This is a genomic window from Haloferax mucosum ATCC BAA-1512, from assembly GCF_000337815.1.
In the GTDB taxonomy this organism is placed as follows: domain Archaea; phylum Halobacteriota; class Halobacteria; order Halobacteriales; family Haloferacaceae; genus Haloferax; species Haloferax mucosum.
The window spans coordinates 1-22,815 of the sequence record NZ_AOLN01000015.1 but is presented as its reverse complement, the minus strand read 5'-3'; the positions used below and the strand labels follow the sequence as shown (position 1 = coordinate 22,815).

Below are 22,815 nucleotides of genomic sequence, written 5' to 3'. Positions count from 1 at the left end.
TTCTCCTCGCTTCCGTTCTGGTGCAGTCGCTGTCGGCCCGTTGGTTCGAAAGAAATGTCGGGGTTGGTCTGGTTTTACTCGAAGAGTTCGACGGCCTGTTCGTAGCGTGCGGCGGGCTCGTCCCAGTCAACGACTTCGAAGAATGCCGAGACGAAGTCGCCGCGGGCCGGCCCGTAGTCGTGGTAGTAGGAGTGTTCCCAGACGTCGAGTGCGAGAACCGGGTGGGCACCCCAGAGTGCGCCCTGGTCGTGCTTGTCGACGACGACGTTCCGAAGTTGGTTCGAGAACGAGTCGTAGACCAGAAGCGCCCAGCCACTGGCCGCACCGGCCGCGGCTTCGAATTCACCTTTCCAGGCGTCGTAGGAGCCGAAGTCTTCGGCGATGCGGTCGGCAAGTGCGCCTTTAGGCTCGTCGCCACCCTCCGGCGACATGTTCTGCCAGAACAGGTCGTGAAGAATGTGTCCAGAGCCGTTGTGAGTGACGTTACGGAGCGCGCCGGCAGACGAGCCGAACTCGCCTGCTTCGCGGTTGGCTTCGAGCGTCTCCTCGGCGGCGTTCCAGCCGTTGACGTAGCCCTGATGGTGGGTGTCGTGATGCCACGTCAGCACCTGCTCGGAAATGTGGGGTTCCAGCGCGTCGTACTCGTACGGAAGTGGGTCGAGTTCGTAGCTCATAGTGTTTACCTCCGTATTTAGGGTGGGTGGGAATCCTGTTAAAACTTGAGGAATGGTATGGTACCGTTAGGCACTGTTATTCGGGCCGCAGTCTTGCGATTCTCGGATGACGAACCCGCTAATTTTGCGCGCTATTCGCCGCCGAATGCATCGGTTCGTCGCTCGTATTCTATCTCGGTCGCAACTCGGTCTGCGACTGCCGTGCCGAACTCGCGTTCGACGAGGTGAAGCGAGAGGTCGAGACCCGACGTGACGCCGCCCGCGGTGAGAACGTCGCCGTCATCGACGACCCGAGCTGACACGACGTCGGCGTCCGTCTCACGGAGGTCCGAAAGCGCGCTGTTGTGTGTAACCGCGGGGCGGCCGTCGAGGACGCCAGCGCGAGCGAGGAGCATGCCACCGGTGCAGACGCCAGCGACGACGGTTCCGCTTCCGTGAAGCGTCGCAATCGTCTCCGGAATATCGCCTTTCTCCGCTTCGGCCCACGCGCTCTGTTCGGCCCGCGAGTTCCAGCCACCGCCGGGGACGACGAGTAGGTCGGGTCGCTCTCGTTCGGGGTCGAGAACGCCATCGACACCGATTTTCATTCCGTGGCTCGCGGTCACGAAGTCGCGGTCGTCCAGCGTGACGAGCGTCGCCTCGCAGTCGGCACCGAACACACCGGCATTTTGAAACACTTCGAAGGGGGCGACGGCATCGAGTTCGTCGAAGCCGTCGTACAGGAGGATAGCGACGTGCATCGGTCGAATATCGGATCACGAACTGATAGCTGTTTTGCGAGGTGGGCGTGGAGACCAGTGTTCGGCGCTCAGAATCTGCTGTTCGAGAGTTTGCGTTTGGGACTCGGACTCCGACGACTCGCCTCACTCGTCGCCGCGGGCGGTCTCGAACATCGACAGCGCCATCTCGCGGCGTTCGGAGTGGTCAACGATAGGGTCGGGGTAGTCGGGGGCGACGCGTTCGCGTTCGGGGTCGCTCATCTCGTGCCACTCGTGGATGGTGTTGGCCGTCACGCCCGCTAACTCGGGGACGTACTGCTTGATATACTCGCCGTCGGGGTCGTACCGCTCGCCCTGCGTCATCGGGTTGAAGATGCGGAAGTACGGTTGGGCGTCGGTCCCGGTCGAGGCGGCCCACTGCCAGCCACCGTTGTCGTTGGCCGTGTCGTGGTCAGAGAGGTATTCGCGGAAATGGTCGTAGCCGTGTCGCCAGTCGCACAGCAGGTCCTTCGTGAGGAACGACGCGACAATCATCCGGACGCGATTGTGCATGTACGCCTCCTGTTTCAGTTGACGCATGCCGGCGTCAACGATGGGATAGCCCGTCCGTCCGTCCTTCCACGCCGCCAGTTCGTCGGGGTCGTCGCGCCACTGGATGTCGTTTTCGTACTGCTTGTAGTTCTCCGTCACGACGCTCGGATTGTCCCAGAGGACGTGCGTGTAGAACTCGCGCCACGCGAGTTGTGACTGGAACTCCTCGACCGACTCGTCTTTCTCCCCACCGACTCCCTCGCGGGCATCGACGGTGGCGGCGTACACCTCCCGAATTCCGATGGTTCCGAACTTGAGGTCCGTCGAGAGCCGCGACGTGGCATCTCGCGCCGGATAATCGCGGTCGTCCCCGTAGCGGAAGATAGCATCCTCACAGAACGCTGAGAGTCGGTCGCGTGCGACCTCTGTTCCCGCCGAAACGACGTCCGCCGCCGGCGCTTCGAAACCGAGAGAAGAGATCGTCGGCACGTCGCCGACTGCAACGTCGAACGCGTCGTCTGCACAGCGCTCAGCGACGGTTTCGAGCGTCTCCGCATCGACGAGGTCGCCCGCCTCGGGTTCCGGATACGGGTCCGGTTTGTCGCGGTCGCGCCACTTCTTCCAGAAGTACGTGTAGACCGAGTAGATATCCCCCGCGTTCGTCGTGATACTTCCCGGTCGGTGGAAGATAGCGTCGTGGACGAGTTCGCGCGAGACGCCTTCCTCATCGAGCGCCAACCGAACGGCCGCGTCACGCTCGCGGGCGAGTCCGGAGTAACCTTCGTTCCAGACGACGCGTTCGGCGTCGAGCGCCGTTGCGACAGCTGGAACGACCGTTCTCGGGTCGCCGCGTGCGACGAGTAAGTCACTGCCGAGCGACCGGTAGGACGCGCGAAGTTCGGCGAGCGCGTCGAGTAGGTATCGGACTCGGGGCGACCCGGCGTGTTCGAGCACCGACTCGTCGAACACAAAAACCGGGGCGACCGGTCCCGCCTCGGCGGCCGTGGTAAGGCCCCGGTTGTCCGCGACCCGGAGGTCGCGCCGGTGCCAGTGCACTTGCATATCCGCGGTTCAGGACGGAAGAACCGTCAATGTAGCGGCAGGCGTCCCCGACGAGTGCGACGTGGCGGCACGCCGACGACGGACGCAAACTGGCAGGTGCGACCCGTGCATAACCATGGCTTAGTTGGCTCAAAACGAGTACAAATGACCGCCTACTAGTATCGAACGTCGCCGCGAATCGGTATGGTATGTATCTGGTTCAATAGCTGACTCACCCGAACGATTGACTATCGGCGGTAATATGACGTTATCTGCCGATTTTCGGGCGCTCCACGCATTTACGTTCTGGATATCTGGTGTACCCAGTCCATACCAATACGGCGTGGGTTCCTCAGGAAAGGTATGTCCGGGCGTCGTCTCTTTGCCGACCTCACAGTGCGCCAGCCACTGCTCGGGAACCCAGTTACGGTTCCGCTCCTCGTTTTGACGGTCATATGCGGGACGCTCGGTTGGCTCGTCTGGAACCCGTACGGCGTCTTCTTCGGTGTGCTTCCTCCGACAGTCGTCTTCAGTTTCGCGTTCGTCGAGCGGTCGCCGACGACGCAGACGCCCGGCCTCCCGTCTGCGCGACCCTCCCCGCCAGTCACGCTCGACGGTCGGATTGACCTCGCCGCGGCGTTGTACTCCGCGGGGGTCTTCGACGCCGACGCGGAAGACCAACTCGCGTTGTCGTCGCAGTTCGGCGACGACTGGCGCGACCGTATGGTCGAAGTTGACGGCCGGGACGAAGACACCGAGGCGCTCGCCGCCCTCCTCGACGTCGAACCGTCTAGAGTCGAGATGGGCTGGGACGAACAAGGGTTGTTCGCCGAACTCGATACCGGGACCATCGGGCGGTGGTCGTCTCGCGCCGCCTTCGTCGCCGACCTCACGGCGGTCAGAACGTTCCGGCGGTACTACCCCGAGTGGTGGAAACTCTCGACCGCCGACCGAAACCGGGTTCTCGGTGCACTCCGATTGAGCCTTCGAACCTGTCCGACCTGTGATGGAACGGTCGCGGTCGAGGCCGAGACCGTCCCAGCCTGCGGAAGCGCACAACAGCGCGTCTCTGCGCGATGCCGCGGATGCAACGCCGAACTCTTCGACGGTATCGTGGACCGCTCGGAATCAACGACGCCCGACGCGGATTCGGACACTGGAGTCCAACCACACAGCACGAGCTAACCCGGTATCGGAATCCGAATCTGAATCTGAATCTGAATCTGAACCCGAACCCGAACCAGAATTCGTCAGGGAAGCGGCTCGATATCGTCGCGGCGACCGTCGAGAATGGAGAACTCCTCGTCGCGGCGGCGTTCGAGCCACCGAAGCAGGCGCGCCGCCCACTGCAGTTTCTCCGCTTTCGCCGCATCGACCGCGGGGTCGTCGAAGTCCCACCCAGCGAAGACGAGCCGACTCGCGCCGAGTTCGTCGGCGATGAAGGCCGCCCGGTCGCCGTCGGTGAAGCCGCCCCAGTTGACGACCGGGCCGACGGGGCTCGCTTGCGTCGTTCCGAGGACGTGGTCGGTCTCGAACTTCGGCACCCACTTGCGGATTGCGGGGATGTTGTCGCCGTGTGCGGCCGCGGCGACCGGCGTTCCGCCCTCGGTTAGCTCGACTGCAGTCCGCGGATTTTTGTCGAGGTCGGTCACCATCAAGTCGAGGTCGTATCCCGCATCTCTCACTACGTCGGCGGCGGTCGATGCCGCGACAATCACGTCAACGGCGTCGAGACGGTCGAGTTCGTTGGGGAGCGTCGGTGCCGCACCACAGATGGCGACCGTCTTGCCGTCCCAGTCGAGGCGGTCGCGGTCGAACGGCTCGACGAGCCGCGCAAGCACATCTCGCGCCGTCTCGTCGCCGGTTTTATCGAAGCCGAAGTCGTCGAGAATCTGCTCGTAGACAGGTTCCCAGTGTGAATATCGCATGATGTGGCTGTCGCTCAGAATGTAACTGTATGGGCCGGAATGGCACTCGTGTACCCCTACCCGCGTGCCCTTCCGGCGTCCACAGGACCGTTTTAGAGTCGGATGGTATAAGTTTTCTCTTAGTCGAACGGTCAACGTCTGCCGACCGTCTGACGATTCGGTCGATTTGTGACCGTGTGTCTCGGAATTCAGTCCATCGTGCGCGTTATCGTCTCTAATGCCGCTTCGAGTGCACCCGACCCGTCGGTGACGACCGCTTCGAGTCGGCCGAGCGCGGCGGGTGTTCCGATGAGAAGCGCCCCGGTCGAACCGACGTCCCGGCCGGTGGAGACGACGCCCGCGTCTGGCGCGGCGGCGGCCAGCGCGTCGCGGTCGTCGGTATCGAGACCTTCGAGTTCGAAGACGCGTGTAACGCTCTCTGCGGCGAGGTCGGGGTCGGACCCGACGCGGTCGAGGTGTCGGGCGGCGTCACCGGTCGTCGTCACGTCGAGTTCCTCGACGGACACGTCGCCGGGTTCGCGGACGCGACGGCGCTTGAATTCGTGGCCGATGAGCGCCGCGTCGCGCGTCTCTTTCACATCGTGCGTTCTGACGATGTGCGCGCCGCGCTCGACCGCCATCGACGTGGCGGCGAGACTGACGGGAAGCGCGTCTTCGGTCGAGCGACCCGCGACGTCGCGGAGGAAATTCTTGCGGTTGATAGAGACCAAAATGGGATGGCCGTAGCCGCGGAACTCGCGCAGACGGTCGAACGTCTCGCGGTCGTCTTCGAGCGTCTTCGCTTCCGACCACCCGCCGAACGCGGGGTCAACGATGGTCTTGTCGGTGAAGCCGTTGTGTTCGAGACCGTCGTAGATGTCGTCTACGTCCTCGATAGCGCCGGGGCGGGTGAGGTCCGGCGGACTCGCCATCTTCGCTACGGCGGCGTCGAACGCCTCGCAGACGCGGGGCATCTCGGGGTCGGCGAAGCCGCAGATGTCGTTGACCATGTCGAAGCCCCGTTCGAGAGCCGCCTCGGCGACCTCGTGGTACCGCGTTTCGATTGAGAACACGGCGTCGCCGGAAACGTGGTCGAGGACCGAAAGCGCGGTATCGAGGCGTTCGAGTTCCTCTTCGGCCGAGAGCACGTCGAGGCGTTTGTTCGCCGATTCGAGGCCGATATCGACGATGTCCGCGCCCTCGCCGATGAGTTCGGTATCGACGTACGCGGCGGCCTCGCTCGGGTCGTTGAACACGCTCGGCTTGTACGGCGACTCGTTCGAGACGTTCAGCACACCCATGATTCGCGGTGGGTGGTCGTCGCCGATTTTGAGTCCTGCCGCATCGACGGTTCGCATACCCGTCGGTTGGACCACACAAACATATGCCGACCGGTCGCGGAAGCGTCCGTTCGGGTCGCACGTGACGGTCGCCCCGGACGGCTGACCGGCATCACGTCCTTTTTATCCGCCGCTCGGCTACCATCGAACCATGGCGAAGGTCAGCGTCGGACTCCGTGGATGGCGATTCGAGGAGTCCGAGATATTCTCCGACGACGGCGAGTTCAAACCGCTCGACGAGATTCCCGAGGACCCGCGAAAGCGTCTCGTCCGCCTCATCTCGCTCGTCGAAGAACCGTGCGACGCCTGTTATCTCGTCCACGGCGACGAGGAGATTCAACAGTGCCGGCAAGCGCGTATCGTCTACGGCGAACCCGGCGAGGAGGCGCTCCTCTGTGACCAGCACGAAGCGGACTTCATGTACTGGTTCCGCGAGGCGGGCGGCAAGGACCTCGTCGGCGACAACGTCTTCGCAGACGCGTTTCACGAGTGGTTCGCAGACGGCGGCCGCGCGCCCGACGGCTACGCCGGCTTGGAGTACGTCGATACCGACCCCGATGACCTCCCGTCGCCGCCGGACGCGAACGAGATACAGCGCCGACTCGAAGCGGAGTTCGAAGGCGAGCGCATCAATCTCCGCGACTACGACCCGGACCCGGACCAACGTGGCACGCCGCTCGGCGAAGACGATCTCGACGACGTTGACCTCGGCGCGGACTACCCGACGAAATGAGCGGCGCGCACACCACCGAACCCGACCACGAGTTCATCGTCGTGGTCGTCGAACCCGAGACGCCCGGCAACGTCGGCACCATCGCTCGGGCGATGAAGAACTTCGGCATCTACGACCTCAGACTGGTCAACCCGCCGCCGCTCGACCCCGACGGTGAAGCCTACGGGTTCGCCGGACACGCCCGTGAGGATGTCCTCCCCAACGCGACCGAGACGACGCTTGCGGAAGTCGTCGCGGAGTACCACACCATCGGGACGACCGCCGTCTCACACGAAGATTCCACGCGGCACGTCCGCTACCCGTTCAAGACGCCGACCGAAATCGCCGACTCGCTGGAGTCGGTGAAAACCAAGACCGCTCTCGTCTTCGGCCGCGAGGGAACCGGTCTCGACAACGATGAACTCTCGATGCTCGACGAGGTCTGTTGTATCCCCGCCGACGGGCGGTATCCCGTGCTCAACCTCGGACAGGCGGCGACGATTCTCATGTACGAACTCCGTCAGTTCACGGTCGAAGAGACGCAACTCCCCGACGTCGAACGCGAACGCGCCTCGGAGGCCGAAATCGACGTCGTCTACCGCTTTTTCGACGACCTACTCGACGCAATCGACTACAGCGAACACAAGCGTGACAAAACGTCGCAGATGATGCACCGACTCGTCGGCCGCGCTCATCCGACAGAACGGGAGGCCGCGACGCTCACAGGCGTCCTGCGCCGCGCCGCAGAGCACGCTCGCAATCCCGAACGGTTCCGCGACGACTGAGTCTGTTCCGACGACCGCGATTCGGCGTCGGTTACGCGGAATCTCGCCGGACGAACATCACGAGACCGACGAACGAACACACCTTTTCGATGGTCCCCGAGTTGCGCTCGGCGTAGGTCGTCGTCCGAATCTCGGCGAGGCCGCGGTCGTCGGTTTCGACGGTCGTCTCTAACACCTCGTTTTCGATGGTGAGCGTGTCGCCGGGATAGACCGGATTCCACCAGCGGAGTTCGTCTACGCCTTTCGCGCCGAGGGCGGCCGAGTCACTGAGAAACCCGTCTACGAGCAGGCGCATCGTCATCGCCGTCGTGTGCCACCCGCTTGCGATGACGCCGCCGTACATCGACTCCGATTCGGCCCGCTCGGGGTCGGTATGGAACCACTGCGGGTCGTACTGCTCGGCGAACTCCAGAATCTCCGCCTCGGTCACCTCGTAGTCGCCGAACTCGTAGGTGTCGCCGACGGCGAGGTCTTCGAAGAATCGCATGCGCCTCGTTTCGTGCGGCGACGTGGAGAATGTAGCGGTGCGAGACAGCACCGGAAACGCGGTCACGGTCCCTCGCCGTAGAGGACGACAAGTAGCGTGAGGAAAAACAGCGAGGTCACCAAGAGGAGTGAAAAGCCGACCCAGCGGTCCTCCGAGGGGTTCGAAAACACCGCGTAGCCCGCGATGGCGGGAACGGCGACGTGTATCAGTATATCGGCGTACGACGCCGCGAGTGGAAGCCCGTCGGGATGGAGAATAAGCACGGTCAACGCCACAGAGACGACGGCTAATCCACCATTGAGGGCAGTGAGGCGCGACCGAACGCCGACGGCCGCGGCGGTCAACGCGACGTACAACGCGTACGAGAGAAACCGCAGTCCCAACACGAACGCGACCGCGGCGGGGTCAGTGAACCGCCGTGCGAACCAGTCGAACATGTTAAAGGATATTCATTTACTATACCGTGTAATTTTCGTGGGTTCAACTGACTCGCCCCGACTTCCTCCCGAACCGATACGGCCAGCACGCGACGGTTCGGTTGCTCTCTGGTCTCCGATTTTCCCGCTCTAGTCTCCGATTTTCCCGCTCTAGTCTCCGATTTTCCCGCTCTAGTCTCCGATTTTTCCCGTCCCTGTCTCAGACTTTCCCGTCCCCGTTGTCCCCTTACCCGACAACTGTTTCCAACTGGATAGCGTACTTCCCTGCGAGATGGCCTCTCTTTCGCGCCGTTCCCGCCTTCCAATGGTGCTTATCGGCGTCACCGTTCTCGCGTTTTACCTCTTTCTCAGCGCTCTCAGCGCGTTTGCCGTGGTGACGCTGTGGCAACTCCGTCCCGACCCAGTGACCGCCGCCGTCGCCGGCGTCGGCATCGCTGTCGTCCTCGGCTACGTGAGCTTTCGGTTCGGCACGGTCCGACTGCTCAGCCAGCTCAACGCGCGGGACCTGACGACAAGCGAGTCACCGGCGGTTCACAGGCTTCTCGGTCGCCTGTCGGACCAGATGGACATCGAGACGCCGACGGTGAAGCTAGCGCGCTTCGACGCCCCGAACGCGATGGCGCTTGACCCGATGGGCCGCGACGTCGTCGTCCTCGACACCTCGCTCTTTCGACTCCTCGACACCGACGAGTTCGAGGCGCTGTTGGCCCACGAACTCGCGCACCTCGAACGAAAAGACGGTCTCGCACAGACGCTCATCGCCAGCGTGCTTCAGACGTTCGTCGGCATCGGCTACCTGTTCGTCTCGCCGGTGACGTTCTTCGTAACGGGTGTCGCTCTCGGCTCTGCGTGGATTCGCGGGCGGCCGTCGGAGTGGGGAGAGACGGTCTCGGGTCGGATTCGACGCAAACTCGTCTCGCTCGTCAGCGTCTTCGGTTTCGGTTTCACCATCTTCGTCCGCTCACAATCGCGCAAACGGGAGTTCGCCGCCGACGCCCGTGCCGCCGACGTGACGGGCAAGCCGATGGCGCTCGCATCGGCGCTCCGGAAGTTAGATCGGGCCGCGCGGCCGCAGTTCGGGCTGTCGCCGCTGTGGGTCTACGGCGAAGTCGAGACCGACGACTCGATCTCCGACCTGCTTTCGACTCACCCTTCGACCGACGAGCGCGTGGAGCGACTGACCGCGATGGCCGACGAGTCGATGACGCGCATCGAGGTGCAGTGAGATGCCCGGTTCGACCGACCCCGACCCCGGTACTCGGTGATTGGCTTTCGACTCACCTCGTCGTCGCGGGCGTCGAGCACGCGATTTGACGGCTCTGGTCTCGCGGTGACGACGACGGACGCGACCGCTCGCCGACGTGAACGGGAGACGAATCCGGACTGCGGAGAAAGAAGGCGACCGAAAAACCGGTTTGGACCGCTTCAGGCCCGCTTTTGAATCTCTTCGCGGAGCACGTCACTCACCACGCCGCCGTCGGCCTTGCCGCGGAGTGCGCCCATCGCTTCGCCCATAAGCGCGGAGAACGCGCCCATACCCTGTTCTTCGACCTGTTCGGCGTTTCGCTCGACGACCTCCGAGATTGCTTCGCGGACTTCGTCTTCGGAGACGCCGGAGAGACCCGCTTCCTCGACGGCTTTCTCGGCCGTGAGGATCGGGTCGTCGGCGAGCGTCGAGAGTACGTCGTTGACGCCCTCTTTGGCGAGGTCGCTGTCTTCGACGAGGTGCATGACCGCAAGCAGGTGCTCGTCGGTGAGGTGTTCGACGGCCACATCGTCGCGGCGGAGTTCGGTGAGCGTCGATTCGAGGAGACCGGCGGCGAACGTCGCGTCGATGCCCGCTTCGACGGCCTGCTCGAAGAGCGGCATCTTACGACCGTAGGCGACCTGCTCTGCGAGTCCGGCGTCGAGACCGAACTCGTCTTGATAGCGTCCGACCTTCTCGGTGAGGAGTTCGGGCGTCTCCACGTCGCTCGGGTCGAGGTCAACAGGCATGACGTCCGTCTCGGGGTACATTCGGGCCGCGCCGGGAAGCGGACGCAGGTAGCGCGTCGTGCCGTCGTCGTTGGCACCGCGGGTCTCTTCGGGGACCGCCTCGATGGCGACTTCGGCGCGTTCCGCGACGGCCTCGATGGCGAGGTCAGCCGTCTCAGGGTCGTCCGCGACGATAGCCACCGCGTCCTCCGGACCAGCATCGACTGCCTCGCGGAGCGCTTCGACTTCGTCCTCGGTGACGCCGTAGGCCGGGAGTTCGTCGGTGTGGAAGATGCCGCCCGCGCCGTGGCGCTTGGCGTGGTCGGAGAACTCGGTGCCGAGACGGCGGTCGGGCTGGAGTTCGCGGCCGACGAGACCGTCGAAGCCGGTGAGGCGGACGCCCATGACCTTCCCGCCCGAATCCAACGCGCCCTTGATGACGCCGGAGTCAGAGTCTTCGAACACGCTGGTCACGTCAGTCACGTCGCTTACGGCGGCGTCTCGGGATTGCAGTTCGTCGCTGATTTCGACCAGTTCGGCCTGCCGGCCGACTTCGAAGCGGACGATTTCGTCGATCTGGTCGAGCGCCTGCACGCCCTTGATTTCGACGCGCGCGCCGTCTGCGATGGAGACGTTCACGTCCTGCCGGATGGTGCCGAGTCCGCGCTTTACCTTGCCGGTCGAGCGCAGGAGCATCCCGATGGTCTCGGCGGCCTCGCGCGCTTGTTCAGGCGAGGAGATGTCCGGACCGGTACCGATTTCCACGAGCGGGATGCCGAGTCGGTCGAGGCTGTAGAGGACGCCGTCGTCGCGCTCTTCGACGCGCTGAGCGGACTCCTCTTCGAGCATGAGGTCTACGACCGAGACCGGGCCGTCGCTCGTCTGCAACTCGCCTTCCTGCGCGATAAGCGAAGAGCGCTGGAAGCCGGAAGTGTTCGACCCGTCGATGACGAGTTTGCGCATGACGTGGGCCTGATCGACCACTTCCATGTCGAGCAGTTCCGCGATTTGCATCGCCACCGTGCGGGCCTCGTGGTCGAGACCGTGAGGCGGTTCATCGTCTTCTTCGACCAGACAGGTCGTGTCGTAGGCGAGGTACTCGAACTCGCGTTCGACGCGGCTCTCTTCGAGTGCGGCCTCGTCGAGTTCGCCGAGTTCGCTCTTCGTCGGGTGCAGGAAGCGCGTGAACGTCCGCGTCGCGTCGTCAGGCTCACGGAGCTCCGTAGGACACCCACAGAACAGCTTCGTCGCGGTGTCGAGTTGCTGGTGAATCTCCAGCCCCGCGACGAGTCCGAGGTCCTCGTAGTCGTACTCGCTCATTGGTACTCTCTGCGTTCGGGGGGAGTAAAAAAGGATTCAGTCTGCGCTCAGAGCCGGCGGAGACCCTCGCCGATTCCTTCTACCTGTTCGCACTCCGGACAGACGTACGTCCACCCGTCTGTCGTTGCTCGCCCTTCAGGGAATACGGCCCCACAACCTCGACACTCCAACATGTCTCGCCCATGGGCCCGCTGCTCTTGCAGTCCGGCCATACTCGTATAATCGTCCAAATCAAGCTTCAAAATACCGATTTTCGAGATTTTGTGACAGTCCTTCGCTCGGTGGCAACTGTCACGGCGGCGCAGTGATGTGATTGCTACCATGTGTCGAGTAAATCCAACGTTCGTCGAAAACAGAAATCAGCGAACTGGTCGTGCGCGTGACTCGTCGCGTTGACACTCCACGAACGGCAGACTTATCAGAAATGTGGATTGTTTTCGCGGCGTTAGTCGTCGCCGAGGATACCGCGGTGGGTCATCTTCTCGGGGTCGAGTACCTCGTCGGCTTCCGCTTCGGTGAGATACCCCTCGTCAACGGCGACTTCGCGGACGGTCTTGTCGTCGGCGAGCGCCTTCTTTGCGACCTTCGAGGCCTTGTCGTAGCCGATTGCGGGGTTGAGAGCCGTCGCCAGCGCCATCGACTGTTCGACCTGTTCGGCGCAGTGTTCCTCGTTGGCTTCGAGTTTGGCGACGAAGCGTTCTGCGAACACTTCCGAGGCGTTCGTGAGCATCTTGGTCGATTCGAGGAAGTTGTGCGCGAGGACGGGCTTGTAGAGGTTGAGGTCGATTTGTCCCTCTGCGGCCCCGGCGGCGACGGCGGCGTCGTTGCCCACGACCTGCTTGTGGACTTGATTGACGGCCTCTGCGACGACCGGGTTGATCTTACCGGGCATGATTGACGACCCGGGCTGGTTTTCGGGCTGTTCGAGTTCGCCGAGTCCGTTGCGCGGGCCGGACGCGAGGAGGCGAAGGTCGTTGGCAATCTTGTTCAGAGAGCCGGCAACGGTGCGGAGCGCGCCGTGAGCCTCGCTCATCGCGTCGTGGGCGGCCTGCGCCTCGAAGTGATTGTCGGCCTCGCGGAACTCGACGCCGGTCTCTTCGGTCATATACTCCGCGGCCTTCGCCGGGAACTCGGGGTGCGTGTTGAGACCCGTGCCGACGGCGGTGCCGCCGAGTGCGAGTTCGCCGAGGTGTTCGCGGACGTTCTCGGCGCGGCGGATGCCCTTTTCCACCTGCGTGCGGTAGCCGCCGAACTCCTGTCCGAGACGGACCGGCGTGGCGTCTTGGAGGTGCGTCCGGCCGGTCTTGACGATACCGTCGAACTCGTCTTCCTTGTCGGCGAGCGCGTCGACGAGCGTTTCGAGAGCCGGAAGCAGGTCTTTTTCGACGGCTTCGAGCGCGGAGACGTGCATGGCCGTCGGAATCACGTCGTTCGACGACTGGCCGAAGTTGACGTGGTCGTTCGGATGGACGACGCGGTCACCGATACCCTCGCCCATGAGTTCTGCGGCGCGGTTGGCGATGACCTCGTTCGCGTTCATGTTCGAAGAGGTACCCGACCCCGTCTGGAAGACATCGACTGGGAACTGGTCGTCAAGTTCGCCCGCGATAACCTCGTCTGCGGCCTCGACGATGGCGGCCGCGACGTCCTCGTCTATCATACCGAGGTCGCGGTTGGCCTGCGCGGCGGCCTTCTTTACGACGCCGAGCGCGCGGACGAAACGCCGGCCAAACGTGATGCCGGAGATGGGGAAGTTTTCGACCGCTCGCTGTGTCTGTGCGCCCCAGTAGGCATCGACAGGAACCTGCATCTCTCCGAGACTGTCCTGCTCGATTCGATAATCATCGTCTCCCATGATTTGGCCGTCGTCGTGGGATGAGGTAAAATCCACTGGTCCCTGCCCGCCCGTGGCACGAACGTGGAGCGTACTCCCGTGGACGCGTCGGGAGTGGCGAAAGAACCGATGGGCAACGAGAACGCAGTCTCCCTCGAATTCGGCACCGAACGGTGATTTGTCGCCACCGTCGGCGGGATGCGACGCGTCGAGACCGGTGAGTCGGTCGTCGCGCGATTCCCGAAGACGCCGTTCACCTGTTCGATACGGCGACGGGTGAGGCCCTGAAATACGGTCGCTGAAGTTCGCCGAGTTAGCAGACCCCGAACTGCAGGTGTAGTCGCTCGGGTCGAACGTTTCTTTTCGAGGTCGGTAGCCAGGTTCTCACGACAGGAGGACTAGGGCCGTGCCAGTCGCACTCAATATTGCTGCGAAGACAATGGCCCAGACTGTCCACGTGTGGAGGGTCTCTGGTTTTCCCCCGGTCACAAGCTGATACCCGGTCAAAACGACGAGTCCGACCCCGCTGACGACAAGCAGTCCGGCACTGAGGCTCATCGACCCACTACGGAGCGTTTGGAGACCGTTAACCGTGAGGCTCGCCCCGATGATACTCATCGATACCTGATATAGCACAGCCCTGTCCACGAGTGGGACCTGACGCCCTCGTGTCAATACTCTTGCGTTCGGACCGGCTCGTGGCGGCTCTCCGCTGACCCTCTTATCGACTTCCAATCACCGTGCTTACTGCCGGCTTTCAACTATTGTCCTTACTATGGACTCACTCTTCCAGCGACTCGTACTCCTCTGGCGTGTAGGTTTTCAGCTCCATCGCGTGGATGTCCGTCGTCATGTGGTCACCGAGCGCGTCGTAGACGAGTTGGTGTTGTTGGACGAGCGATTTTCCTTCGAACGCCGGTGACACGACGACGGCGGCGTAGTGGTCGTCTTCGTGGTTCTCGTCGACCGTTCGCGGGCGCGAAACGGTCGCGTCGGCGTCCTCGATGTTCGATTCGATTAACTCCTCGATAGCTTCGAGTTCCATGTGCCTATTCGGGGTGGGCGCTGGCAAAAAGCGTCCGGGAACGGCAGTCGTCCGCGCCACCAATCGTGCCATGACATGACATTACATAGATTTGTTTGTTTAGTATCTATATCTGTGAGATGAGTTATCTCATCGCCCGAGAGGTGCTATCGCCACTACATGCGTATTATTCTCATAATAGATAATTGATACCGGATACTTATCGCGCCGCGCAGGTCACCTACGTCATGCGACTTTCGCGCCGATTAGACCGGCTGTTACCTGCGAGTATCAGGAATAGTTTTTTGCGAAAACTCGCGCTCGGCTTTGCGATGACACTTCTCGTCGTCGCCGCCGCGGGCGGAGCGACGTACGTCACCGTCTCCGACGAACTGACACAGAACAGGCAAGCGGAACTCAACGCCACGGCCGGCCAGCACGCCGGCCAAGCGGAGGGGTGGTTCCGCGAGCGCGCGCAGTCCGCGCGGATGCTCTCTCAGTACGAAATCCTCTGGACCGGTACCCCCGCCGAAATCTCCCAGTTCTTCGTCGAGGAACGCGAGAAACTCCCCAGCGACGTCCACGCGATTCACTTCGTCAACAGCGAGACGAACACGGTCATCGCCAGTTCGTCGTCGGTCCGCCGCGGCGGAAGCGCCGTTCCGGGTGACGTGGCATTCATCAAGGGGTCGCTCGACGTGAGTTCGTACGACGAAACCGCGACGACCGAAGTGTACGAACGCCCCGGCACGCAACTCGTCTCGTTCGTGAGCGCTGTCCCCGGACTCGCAGACCGCGCAATCGTCGTCGAAGCCGATGTGACTGGTCTCACCGCGGCGTTCGAAACATCCGCCGAGGGAAGCTTCACGTCGCTCGTCTCGACGAGCGGCGCTGTCGAGGCCGGAACTGGTTCTCTCGCCGGTTCCGAGTACCCAGCCGCGGAGTCCGAGTCGCTCGCACGCGCCCTCGACGGCGGCCGCGGCGTGCGGACTGCCGCCGCAAACAGCGCTCTCGACGAAACGCATCTCGTCGGCTACGCGCCGGCGGGCGAGAATATGGCCGTTCTCGTTCACGTCCCAACCGCGAGCGCCTACGCGGTGAGTCAGACCGTCGGCTGGCTCGTCGCCGCGCTGGTGTTCGTATCGCTCGTGTCGCTCGCCGGGTTGGGCGCGGTCCTCAACGCCAACATCGCGGTTCCGCTCGCCACGCTCGCAGACCGCGTGGGTCGGCTCCGCGACGGCGACCTCGATGTCGAACTCCCGACGTGGCGAACCGACGAACTCGGCGCAGTCGTCGCCGGTCTCGACGACTTGCGGACCGACCTCGACGAACAGCGGTCCGACGCGGAGGCGTACGGCGAGCGAATCGGTCGCGCGGCCGACGGCGACCTCTCGGTTCGGTTGCCGACCGATTCGACCAGCCAAGACATGCGCGTCGTCGCCGAATCGTACAACGAAATGATGGACGCCGTCGAGACGACCGTCGAATCCGTCTCGGCGTTCGGTGACGAGGTGACCGCCCGAAGTGACGAGGTTGCGGTTGCGACGACGGAAGTCCGCGATGCGGCCGACCAAGTGGCCCGTTCCGTCGAGCAAATCTCCGGCGGGGCCGAAGAACAGACGGACAACCTCGTCGCGCTCTCCGGCGAGATGGACGACCTCTCGGCGTCGGTCGAGCAGGTCGCGGCGGCCGCAGGCGACCTCTCGACGCTCTCTGCGGAAGCGGCCGAGCGGACGAACAACGGTATCAAGGTTGCGTCGGCCGCCCTGTCGGGAATGGACGACATCCGCGAGGAGACCGACAAGACGGTCGAAGTGGTCGAAGACCTCGACGACAGGCTCGCCGAAATCGAGTCTATCACCGACGTTATCTCCGGTATCGCGGAACAGACGGATATTCTCGCGCTCAACGCGTCTATCGAGGCGGCGCGGGCGGGCGAGGCGGGCGAAGGCTTCGCCGTCGTCTCCGGCGAGGTCAAGCAACTCGCAGAGGAGAGCCAAGAGTACGCGGCGACTATTGCCGAACTCGTCGCCGACTTGCAGGACCAACGCGACGCCGTCGTCGAGCGAATCGACCAGATGCGAGCGCGCGTGACCGAGGAGGCGGACGCGGTCGAAAACGCGATCGAATCGCTTGACGGCGTGGTCGAACGGGTTGAATCGACTCACCAAAACGTCTCCGAGATAGACCACGCGACCGACGAGCAGGCCGACTCCGCACAGGAAGTACTGGCGATGGCCGACGAAGTCGCCAGTATCGGCGAGGAGACGACAAGCGAGGCCGAAAGCGTCTCCGCCGCCGTCGAAGAACAGGCCGCCCGCTTGCAGGAAGTCGCGGCGGTCGCATCTGACCTCGTCGCCAGCGCGGACGACTTGGACGACGCGCTCGCGCAGTTCGACACTGACGCCGACACCGACACTGCCTTGGACGGCGACTCCGACACCGACGTTCCCTTCGACGCGCCCGCGACTGCGGACGACTGACGCTTGGGGGCGGACACTATTGGGGGCGGACACTAACAACTGACGGGCGGTCGGGCCTGCCGACCGCCCACGCACCGCTCTGGAATCGACGGAGGTTTTTATCCGACGAGGACGGACCACGACCCGTGACCGACGGGACATCCCTCGCGGCGACCATCGACGACGCGGAGCGAGTGCTTCGAGACGAACACGAGAAACTGTTGTCGGTCGTCAGCCGGTGTGCTGACGCGGTCGCTACCGAGTGGGACGGCGACTGGGCGACGGACCGAGAACGGGTCGTGCCGCCGTTCGGCCGCGCGCTCGACGGGTCCGGGGCACTGTCTCGACTCCCGCGCGCCCTCGCCGACGCGGTGACTGCGACCGGCCGGCCGATGCCAGCGCCGCCGGTCGCCGCGCCACCCTACGTCGTCGTCACCGGACAAGGAGTCGTCTTGCGCGCCACAGTCGGCGACGAGCGACTGGTGATTTTCCTCCGGACGTTCGAGGTCGAACGTGGACGCGAGCACACGGCCGACAGCACGGGAGACGACGCTTCCGGGGACGACGCCGCCGGCGACGGACACAAGCGCTACCGCAGAATCGACGGTCTCGACCTCGAAGTCGAAGTTCGCTGAGCGGTGTGTGCCGTTCGACTGGGCTACATCTGATAGCGGCGCACGTCGTCGCGCGGCGGGACCTGCGTCTGGCCCGTCATCTCCTCGTAGGTCATCCCCGCGAGGTATTCGTCGTAGGTCACGTCGTAGCCCTGTCGGAGGTGGAAGTCGAGTTGGCCGCGGTCGAGTTCCGACTGGAACAGCGCGTGGACCGCCCGGCGGACGAGTTCGTCCGTGTCGTCGGGGTCGAACAGCGCGACGAGCATGGCGAGTTCGTGTCGCGTCTCGCGGTCGAGCGACACGTCGAGGTCGGTTCCGAGGTCGCTGTACGCGGATTCGACATCGTCTGTGAGTTCGTCGAGCGTCATTGCCAGCCGATGGGGTCGTCACGGGGATACGCGTTTCGACCGCGGTATCTGTTCACCGCGCGCTCGCCGTTCGGTCGCCGGTCGCCTACAGAAGACACTTACTGGTAATTCGACAAGTTCCGTGCATGTCCCCGAAACTCACCCGACGCTCCCTCCTCGGCGGCCTCGCGGCCGGTTCGGCCCTTCTTTCGGGCTGTCTTGGTGGATTCCCCGGCAATCGCTGTACGTCTCATTACTCGCTCGAAGCGACGGCACTCACCGACCCCGAACTGGTCGAGACCGTGACCGAAGACTTCCACGAACACGCTGAGACGGTGTCGCGCCTCGTCGCAACCGCGGCCAGTGAGGGTACGGCCACGTACAGTACGTACCAAGACATGCCGCTCGAATCGGGCGACTACGTCGAACACGACGGCGCGTACTACCGCGTCGAACACGAGCGAATCGAGACGCGAGAACGCACCGCCCACGAGGTCAGCATCGAATACGACCGAAACGAGTCGCCACCGACGACCGGGGCGGCGGTCTTCGACTTCGACGAACTCCCAACGGCCGACCGCGAGGCCTTCCTCACCGCGTATCCGAGCACGGATTTCGAGAACGACGACGCCCCGCGAGAATTCTTGCTTAGCGGATACGAGTACGTCTATCCCGACGGTGCCGAGTCCCGACTCATCGACGCCGGTACCGTCTGGATACGTCACGAGGGTCGGTCGTTCGAAGTCACCGTCGGGGAGACGCGGACCGTCGAAGAAGAGACCGTCAGATACACGCTCGAACAGGTCGGCGAAGACAGCGCGGCGTTTGCCGCATACGTTCACGAGGAACACGTCGCCCCGCTCGGCAACCTTTCGGACGCCGAACGCGCGGTGTTCGAGCGCGCAATCGACGACGGGGTAGACGAGTGCGAACCGCTTTCCGACGACTTCGCCGCGCTCAAAGAGCGGCTAAACGAGATTCATGAGCGGAGGGAGGACAGCTACAGTGGCCACTACGGAGACCACCTCGTGGCGTACGAGGGAACCACGTACGAAGTGACGCTCACGCACGCAGTCGTCTGATGACCGCTCGGCATCGCCACGGCTAAACACCGCCCGTCCTAAACCGGGGCGATGAGTGACGCGGCGTCCGAACTCCCCTCCGAACTCGACCGCGAGGCAGTCCAAACCGCGCTAATCGAGTGGTACGAGGACGACCACCGGGACTTCCCGTGGCGGCGTACCGACGACCCCTACGAGATTCTCGTCTCCGAAGTGATGAGCCAGCAGACCCAACTCGGCCGCGTGGTCGAGGCGTGGGACGCCTTCCTCGACGAGTGGCCCACTCCCGAAGCCCTCGCGGCGGCCGACAGGTCGGCCATCGTCGGCTTCTGGACGAGCCACAGACTCGGCTACAACAACCGCGCGAAGTACCTCCACGAAGCGGCCGGACAAGTGGTCGAAGACCACGGCGGCGAGTTCCCGCGGACCCCCGACGAACTCTCGGAACTCATGGGCGTCGGCCCGTACACCGCCAACGCCGTCGCCTCCTTCGCGTTCAACAACGGCGACGCGGTGGTCGATACCAACGTCAAACGCGTCCTGCACCGCGCGTTCGCCGTCCCGGACGACGACGACGCCTTCGAAGCCGCCGCCTCGGAACTCATGCCCGACGGCGAGTCTCGCGTCTGGAACAACGCCATCATGGAACTGGGCGGGGTTGCCTGCGAGAAGACGCCGGCGTGCGACGAATCCGGCTGTCCGTGGCGACAGTTCTGTCACGCATACGAGACAGGCGATTTCACGGCCCCAGACGTGCCGACACAGCCGAGTTTCGAGGGAAGTAGACGACAGTTTCGTGGGCGGGTCGTCCGGGTCCTCGGCGAGTACGACGAACTCAGATTGGACGAACTCGGCCCACGAGTCCGCGTCGATTACGGCGGCGACCACGGCCGCGAGTGGCTCCGCGGGCTGGTTGACGACCTTGCATCGGACGGACTGGTCACTGTTCGCGGCACTGGCGATGGTGATAGTGGCGACGACTGCGACAGTAACGAAGGCCGCGACGACAGCGCCGGCGACGTTCTCGTCTCACTTTCGAAGTAGGTCACTCCGGTTCGGACGAATACGCGGCTGTCACGGCACTTTGAGATACGCGTCGCCGGCCGCCTGCCGCGTTACCAGCTCGCCAACGCCTGAGGGGACCGCCTCGACACCGTCTGCGAGCTGGTCGGTGTCGAAGCCGCGTCCATCGAGCGAGTTCTGGCAGGCGCGACAGCGAATGCCGTCGGCGATGAGTGGTTCAAAGCGGTCTGTGACGGGCGACCCTTCGAGGAACAAAAGCGCGGCGTCGCCGTTTGCGAGCAGGGTAACGCTGTCAACTTCGACAGTATCGTCGTCGAGGAGGTTGCGGACGTTTCGGAGAGCGTGTCGCCAGTCGCCGAGGTCAGCGCTGGAGACGTGGAACACGACGTTCATACGAGTTTGTTCGGACGGTACCATTCTGTTTTTTGCCTCTGTGAGGTCCTCGCCGTCGGCCGACGCCGTTTTCACCGAGCTGACGATGATACTGGTATGGTCCAACCCCACATCGTCGCGCTCTGCGGGAGTCTCCGCGACGGCAGTTACACTCGATTGGCACTGAAACGCGCACTCGCCGGGGCGTCGGAAGCCGGTGGCACCACCGAACTCGTCGACCTCCGCGAGTTCGATCTGCCGACGTTGAACCCCGACCACGACGGCGAGGGCGACGCCGCCGAACTCATCCGCATCATCGACGAGGCGGACGCTGTCATCCTCGGCACGCCGGTCTACCACGGGTCGTACTCCGGCGTCCTGAAGAACGCACTCGACTACTGCGGTTTCGACGAGTTCGGTGACAAGACGGTCGGTCTCCTTGCGGTCGCGGGCGGGTCGTTTCCCGTCACCGCGCTCGAACACCTGCGGTCCGTCTGCCGAGCGCTGAACGCGTGGGTGTTGCCGCACCAAGCCGCGATTCCAACGGTCTCGTCAGCGTTCGAAGACGGCTCTCTCGCGGACGAAAACCTCGGCAAGCGCGTCGAGCGACTCGGCCGCGACGCCGTCGTCTACGCGAATATCGAACCCGAACCGCCGACGTTCGAAAGCGGCGAAAACGTCGGTGCGGACGACTAAAAACGGACCCTGACTGACGAACCCTATCCCTGCACGTCCGTCCCGTCGCCGAAGAAGACGTTGGCGTTACGGAGCGCGTTGTTGTTGTAGGTCGCGTTACTGTCGAGGATACCCACCCCGCCGGTCGGTACGCTGAACAGGTTGTCCTCGATGGTCGTCCCGGTCCCGAAGAGTTCGAGTTGACCGTACGGGGTGCCGGAGATGTCTGAGAGGAACATGTTCCGGGCAACGGTACCGCCGTCGGCTTCGAGACCCATGGTGAGTTTGCTTCCGCTGTCGATTTCGCCGCCGAAGTAGTTGTCTACGACGGTGACGTTCTGGCTCTGCGTACTGCCGGACGTGTCGCCGATGATGTAGTGCATGAGCGACGAAGAGCCGTCGAAGACGTTCTGTGCGACCGTGATGTCGCTGTAGCCACCCGGCGTGAGCGTTCCGAGGTTGTTGCCGCCGTAGCCGAGGAGACGGTTGCACTTGACCACGACGTTGGAACTCCCCGCGGCGATGTCTATCGCACCTTGCGAGGTCGATTCCCCGTCGATGGTAAAGCCCTCGATGGTGACGTCCGAACTCGTGACGTTGACGACGACGTTCGGCGCGCCGTTTACCTCGGTGCTTCCGTCGCCGACGAGCGTCGTGTACTCGGCCCCGTTTCTCGAAAGTATCGTGAGCGGCTTATCGACGACGAGGTCGCCGGTGTACACGCCGTTTCGCACCTTGATGACGTCGCCGGCGGCCGCCGCGTCGATGGCGGCCTGTATCGAATCGCCGCTCGTCACGACGGTGTCGGCGGTCCAAGGTGGGCGTTCTTCGATATCGACGACGATGTCGAAAACGACCTCGTCGCCTTGGGCGTCGTTGCCGAGGTCGGGTGCCATCCAGTCGATGTACATCGTCTCGTTTTGTCCCGCGCGGAGGAGACTGCCGGTCATCCGCGAGAGACCGCCGAGCGCGGACAGTGGTGCCGGGCCGACGCCGGGGACTTTCACGCCGTTTTGAATCACGCCGAGTTCGACCCACACATACGCTGCGAGTTCGCCCTGTCCGGTGGTGTTCGTCTCCGGCTCCGGATTGGTTCCCTCGTCGTTTTGGACGTTGGCGATGCCGAACCCGAGCTTGCCGTTGGTCGTGCCGGTGTTGTTCAGGGTCGCGGTCGCGCTTCCCGAGGACCCGGACCCGACGGGACCGATGTCGAGCGTCTCCGAGACGCTGTTTTGCCCATCGATTTTCAGGTTGAGTGTCCCGGCCGAGAGTGTGTTGTCAGTGCTCGATTCCGTGTCGCTCAGAAGCGCGTACGTACCGGTACCCAATGCCCCCGCGGCGAGTCCGACGCCGACCATCCCGCCGAGGAGGGTGCGCCGAGAAACGGTGATATCTTGATCGTTCATGTATCGTTCTCCCGTCGCGGTTTCGTGTCAACCACCGCGACTACCACCAACCACACCACATCTGGCATTT

At 63.6% G+C, this 22,815-nt stretch carries 23 protein-coding genes; 9 read left to right on the top strand and 14 right to left on the bottom strand.

Annotated features, from left to right (window positions below; all coding sequences use genetic code 11):
- Positions 1 to 74: 74 nt before the first annotated feature.
- The 3 genes from sod to C440_RS11750 form a co-directional block, all read right to left on the bottom strand.
- The gene (sod, locus tag C440_RS11760; protein ID WP_008320714.1) at positions 75 to 674 is read right to left on the bottom strand and encodes a superoxide dismutase; all 600 of its coding nucleotides are present in this window, start codon (positions 672 to 674) and stop codon (positions 75 to 77) included.
- 131 nt (positions 675 to 805) lie between these two features.
- Positions 806 to 1,414 (bottom strand): DJ-1/PfpI family protein, encoded by a 609-nt coding sequence (locus C440_RS11755; RefSeq protein ID WP_008320713.1) that lies wholly within the window; start codon positions 1,412 to 1,414, stop codon positions 806 to 808.
- Between the two features lie 123 nt (positions 1,415 to 1,537).
- Positions 1,538 to 2,986 carry a cryptochrome/photolyase family protein gene (locus C440_RS11750; protein WP_008320712.1) on the bottom strand — a complete coding sequence of 483 codons (1,449 nt, stop codon included), beginning with the start codon at positions 2,984 to 2,986 and terminating at the stop codon, positions 1,538 to 1,540.
- Between the two features lie 342 nt (positions 2,987 to 3,328).
- Between C440_RS11750 and C440_RS11745 the strand changes: the two genes are divergently transcribed.
- Positions 3,329 to 4,150 (top strand): hypothetical protein, encoded by an 822-nt coding sequence (locus tag C440_RS11745; protein WP_008320711.1) that lies wholly within the window; start codon positions 3,329 to 3,331, stop codon positions 4,148 to 4,150.
- A 65-nt stretch (positions 4,151 to 4,215) separates the two neighbouring features.
- Here the strand turns inward: C440_RS11745 and C440_RS11740 are convergent, their stop codons facing one another.
- Positions 4,216 to 4,893 (bottom strand): 6-hydroxymethylpterin diphosphokinase MptE-like protein, encoded by a 678-nt coding sequence (locus C440_RS11740; RefSeq protein ID WP_008320710.1) that lies wholly within the window; start codon positions 4,891 to 4,893, stop codon positions 4,216 to 4,218.
- A 188-nt stretch (positions 4,894 to 5,081) separates the two neighbouring features.
- Entirely contained in the window at positions 5,082 to 6,230 is a 1,149-nt protein-coding gene (locus C440_RS11735) for a dihydropteroate synthase (protein WP_008320709.1), read from the bottom strand.
- 133 nt (positions 6,231 to 6,363) lie between these two features.
- On the opposite strand from C440_RS11735, the gene C440_RS11730 reads away from it, so the two are divergent.
- The gene (locus tag C440_RS11730) at positions 6,364 to 6,945 is read left to right on the top strand and encodes a hypothetical protein (RefSeq protein ID WP_008320708.1); all 582 of its coding nucleotides are present in this window, start codon (positions 6,364 to 6,366) and stop codon (positions 6,943 to 6,945) included.
- Complete coding sequence (locus C440_RS11725) at positions 6,942 to 7,709, top strand: RNA methyltransferase (RefSeq protein WP_008320707.1); 768 nt, start codon at positions 6,942 to 6,944, stop codon at positions 7,707 to 7,709. Before C440_RS11730 ends, C440_RS11725 begins: the two co-directional genes overlap by 4 nt.
- A 31-nt stretch (positions 7,710 to 7,740) precedes the next feature.
- On the opposite strand, the gene C440_RS11720 is transcribed toward C440_RS11725, so the two are convergent.
- A complete protein-coding gene (locus C440_RS11720) occupies positions 7,741 to 8,196 on the bottom strand; it encodes a MaoC family dehydratase (protein ID WP_008320706.1) in 456 nt (151 codons plus the stop codon).
- A gap of 62 nt (positions 8,197 to 8,258) precedes the next feature.
- Positions 8,259 to 8,633: a hypothetical protein gene (locus C440_RS11715; RefSeq protein ID WP_008320705.1), complete on the bottom strand. Its 375-nt coding sequence runs from the start codon at positions 8,631 to 8,633 to the stop codon at positions 8,259 to 8,261.
- A gap of 304 nt (positions 8,634 to 8,937) precedes the next feature.
- Between C440_RS11715 and C440_RS11710 the strand changes: the two genes are divergently transcribed.
- Complete coding sequence (locus C440_RS11710; protein WP_008320704.1) at positions 8,938 to 9,858, top strand: M48 family metallopeptidase; 921 nt, start codon at positions 8,938 to 8,940, stop codon at positions 9,856 to 9,858.
- 200 nt (positions 9,859 to 10,058) lie between these two features.
- Here the strand turns inward: C440_RS11710 and gatE are convergent, their stop codons facing one another.
- From gatE to C440_RS11690, 4 genes are all read right to left on the bottom strand, one after another.
- A complete protein-coding gene (gatE, locus tag C440_RS11705) occupies positions 10,059 to 11,927 on the bottom strand; it encodes a Glu-tRNA(Gln) amidotransferase subunit GatE (protein ID WP_008320703.1) in 1,869 nt (622 codons plus the stop codon).
- 47 nt (positions 11,928 to 11,974) lie between these two features.
- Complete coding sequence (locus tag C440_RS18200; protein WP_338035387.1) at positions 11,975 to 12,139, bottom strand: HVO_2901 family zinc finger protein; 165 nt, start codon at positions 12,137 to 12,139, stop codon at positions 11,975 to 11,977.
- 233 nt (positions 12,140 to 12,372) lie between these two features.
- A complete protein-coding gene (locus C440_RS11700) occupies positions 12,373 to 13,782 on the bottom strand; it encodes a class II fumarate hydratase (protein WP_008320702.1) in 1,410 nt (469 codons plus the stop codon).
- A gap of 760 nt (positions 13,783 to 14,542) precedes the next feature.
- Positions 14,543 to 14,806, bottom strand: coding sequence for a BolA family protein (locus tag C440_RS11690; protein WP_008320700.1), 264 nt, complete (start codon positions 14,804 to 14,806; stop codon positions 14,543 to 14,545).
- A gap of 311 nt (positions 14,807 to 15,117) precedes the next feature.
- On the opposite strand from C440_RS11690, the gene C440_RS11685 reads away from it, so the two are divergent.
- Together C440_RS11685 and C440_RS11680 are read left to right on the top strand one after the other, a co-directional pair.
- A complete protein-coding gene (locus tag C440_RS11685) occupies positions 15,118 to 17,268 on the top strand; it encodes a methyl-accepting chemotaxis protein (protein ID WP_008320699.1) in 2,151 nt (716 codons plus the stop codon).
- 125 nt (positions 17,269 to 17,393) lie between these two features.
- Positions 17,394 to 17,882: a hypothetical protein gene (locus C440_RS11680; RefSeq protein ID WP_008320698.1), complete on the top strand. Its 489-nt coding sequence runs from the start codon at positions 17,394 to 17,396 to the stop codon at positions 17,880 to 17,882.
- 23 nt (positions 17,883 to 17,905) lie between these two features.
- On the opposite strand, the gene C440_RS11675 is transcribed toward C440_RS11680, so the two are convergent.
- Positions 17,906 to 18,229: a hypothetical protein gene (locus tag C440_RS11675; RefSeq protein ID WP_008320697.1), complete on the bottom strand. Its 324-nt coding sequence runs from the start codon at positions 18,227 to 18,229 to the stop codon at positions 17,906 to 17,908.
- Between the two features lie 125 nt (positions 18,230 to 18,354).
- On the opposite strand from C440_RS11675, the gene C440_RS11670 reads away from it, so the two are divergent.
- The gene (locus tag C440_RS11670) at positions 18,355 to 19,290 is read left to right on the top strand and encodes a hypothetical protein (RefSeq protein ID WP_008320696.1); all 936 of its coding nucleotides are present in this window, start codon (positions 18,355 to 18,357) and stop codon (positions 19,288 to 19,290) included.
- A 51-nt stretch (positions 19,291 to 19,341) separates the two neighbouring features.
- Positions 19,342 to 20,313, top strand: a complete 972-nt coding sequence (locus C440_RS11665; RefSeq protein WP_008320695.1) for an HhH-GPD family protein — start codon at positions 19,342 to 19,344, stop codon at positions 20,311 to 20,313.
- A 30-nt stretch (positions 20,314 to 20,343) separates the two neighbouring features.
- Here C440_RS11665 and C440_RS11660 read toward each other — a convergent pair whose 3' ends face one another.
- A complete protein-coding gene (locus C440_RS11660) occupies positions 20,344 to 20,685 on the bottom strand; it encodes a DsrE family protein (protein ID WP_049915789.1) in 342 nt (113 codons plus the stop codon).
- Positions 20,686 to 20,781: 96 nt separating this feature from the next.
- On the opposite strand from C440_RS11660, the gene C440_RS11655 reads away from it, so the two are divergent.
- On the top strand, positions 20,782 to 21,360 hold the full coding sequence (locus tag C440_RS11655) for an NADPH-dependent FMN reductase (RefSeq protein WP_008320692.1): 579 nt from the start codon (positions 20,782 to 20,784) through the stop codon (positions 21,358 to 21,360).
- Between the two features lie 23 nt (positions 21,361 to 21,383).
- On the opposite strand, the gene C440_RS11650 is transcribed toward C440_RS11655, so the two are convergent.
- Positions 21,384 to 22,745 (bottom strand): SipW-dependent-type signal peptide-containing protein, encoded by a 1,362-nt coding sequence (locus tag C440_RS11650; protein ID WP_008320690.1) that lies wholly within the window; start codon positions 22,743 to 22,745, stop codon positions 21,384 to 21,386.
- Positions 22,746 to 22,815: the final 70 nt, after the last annotated feature.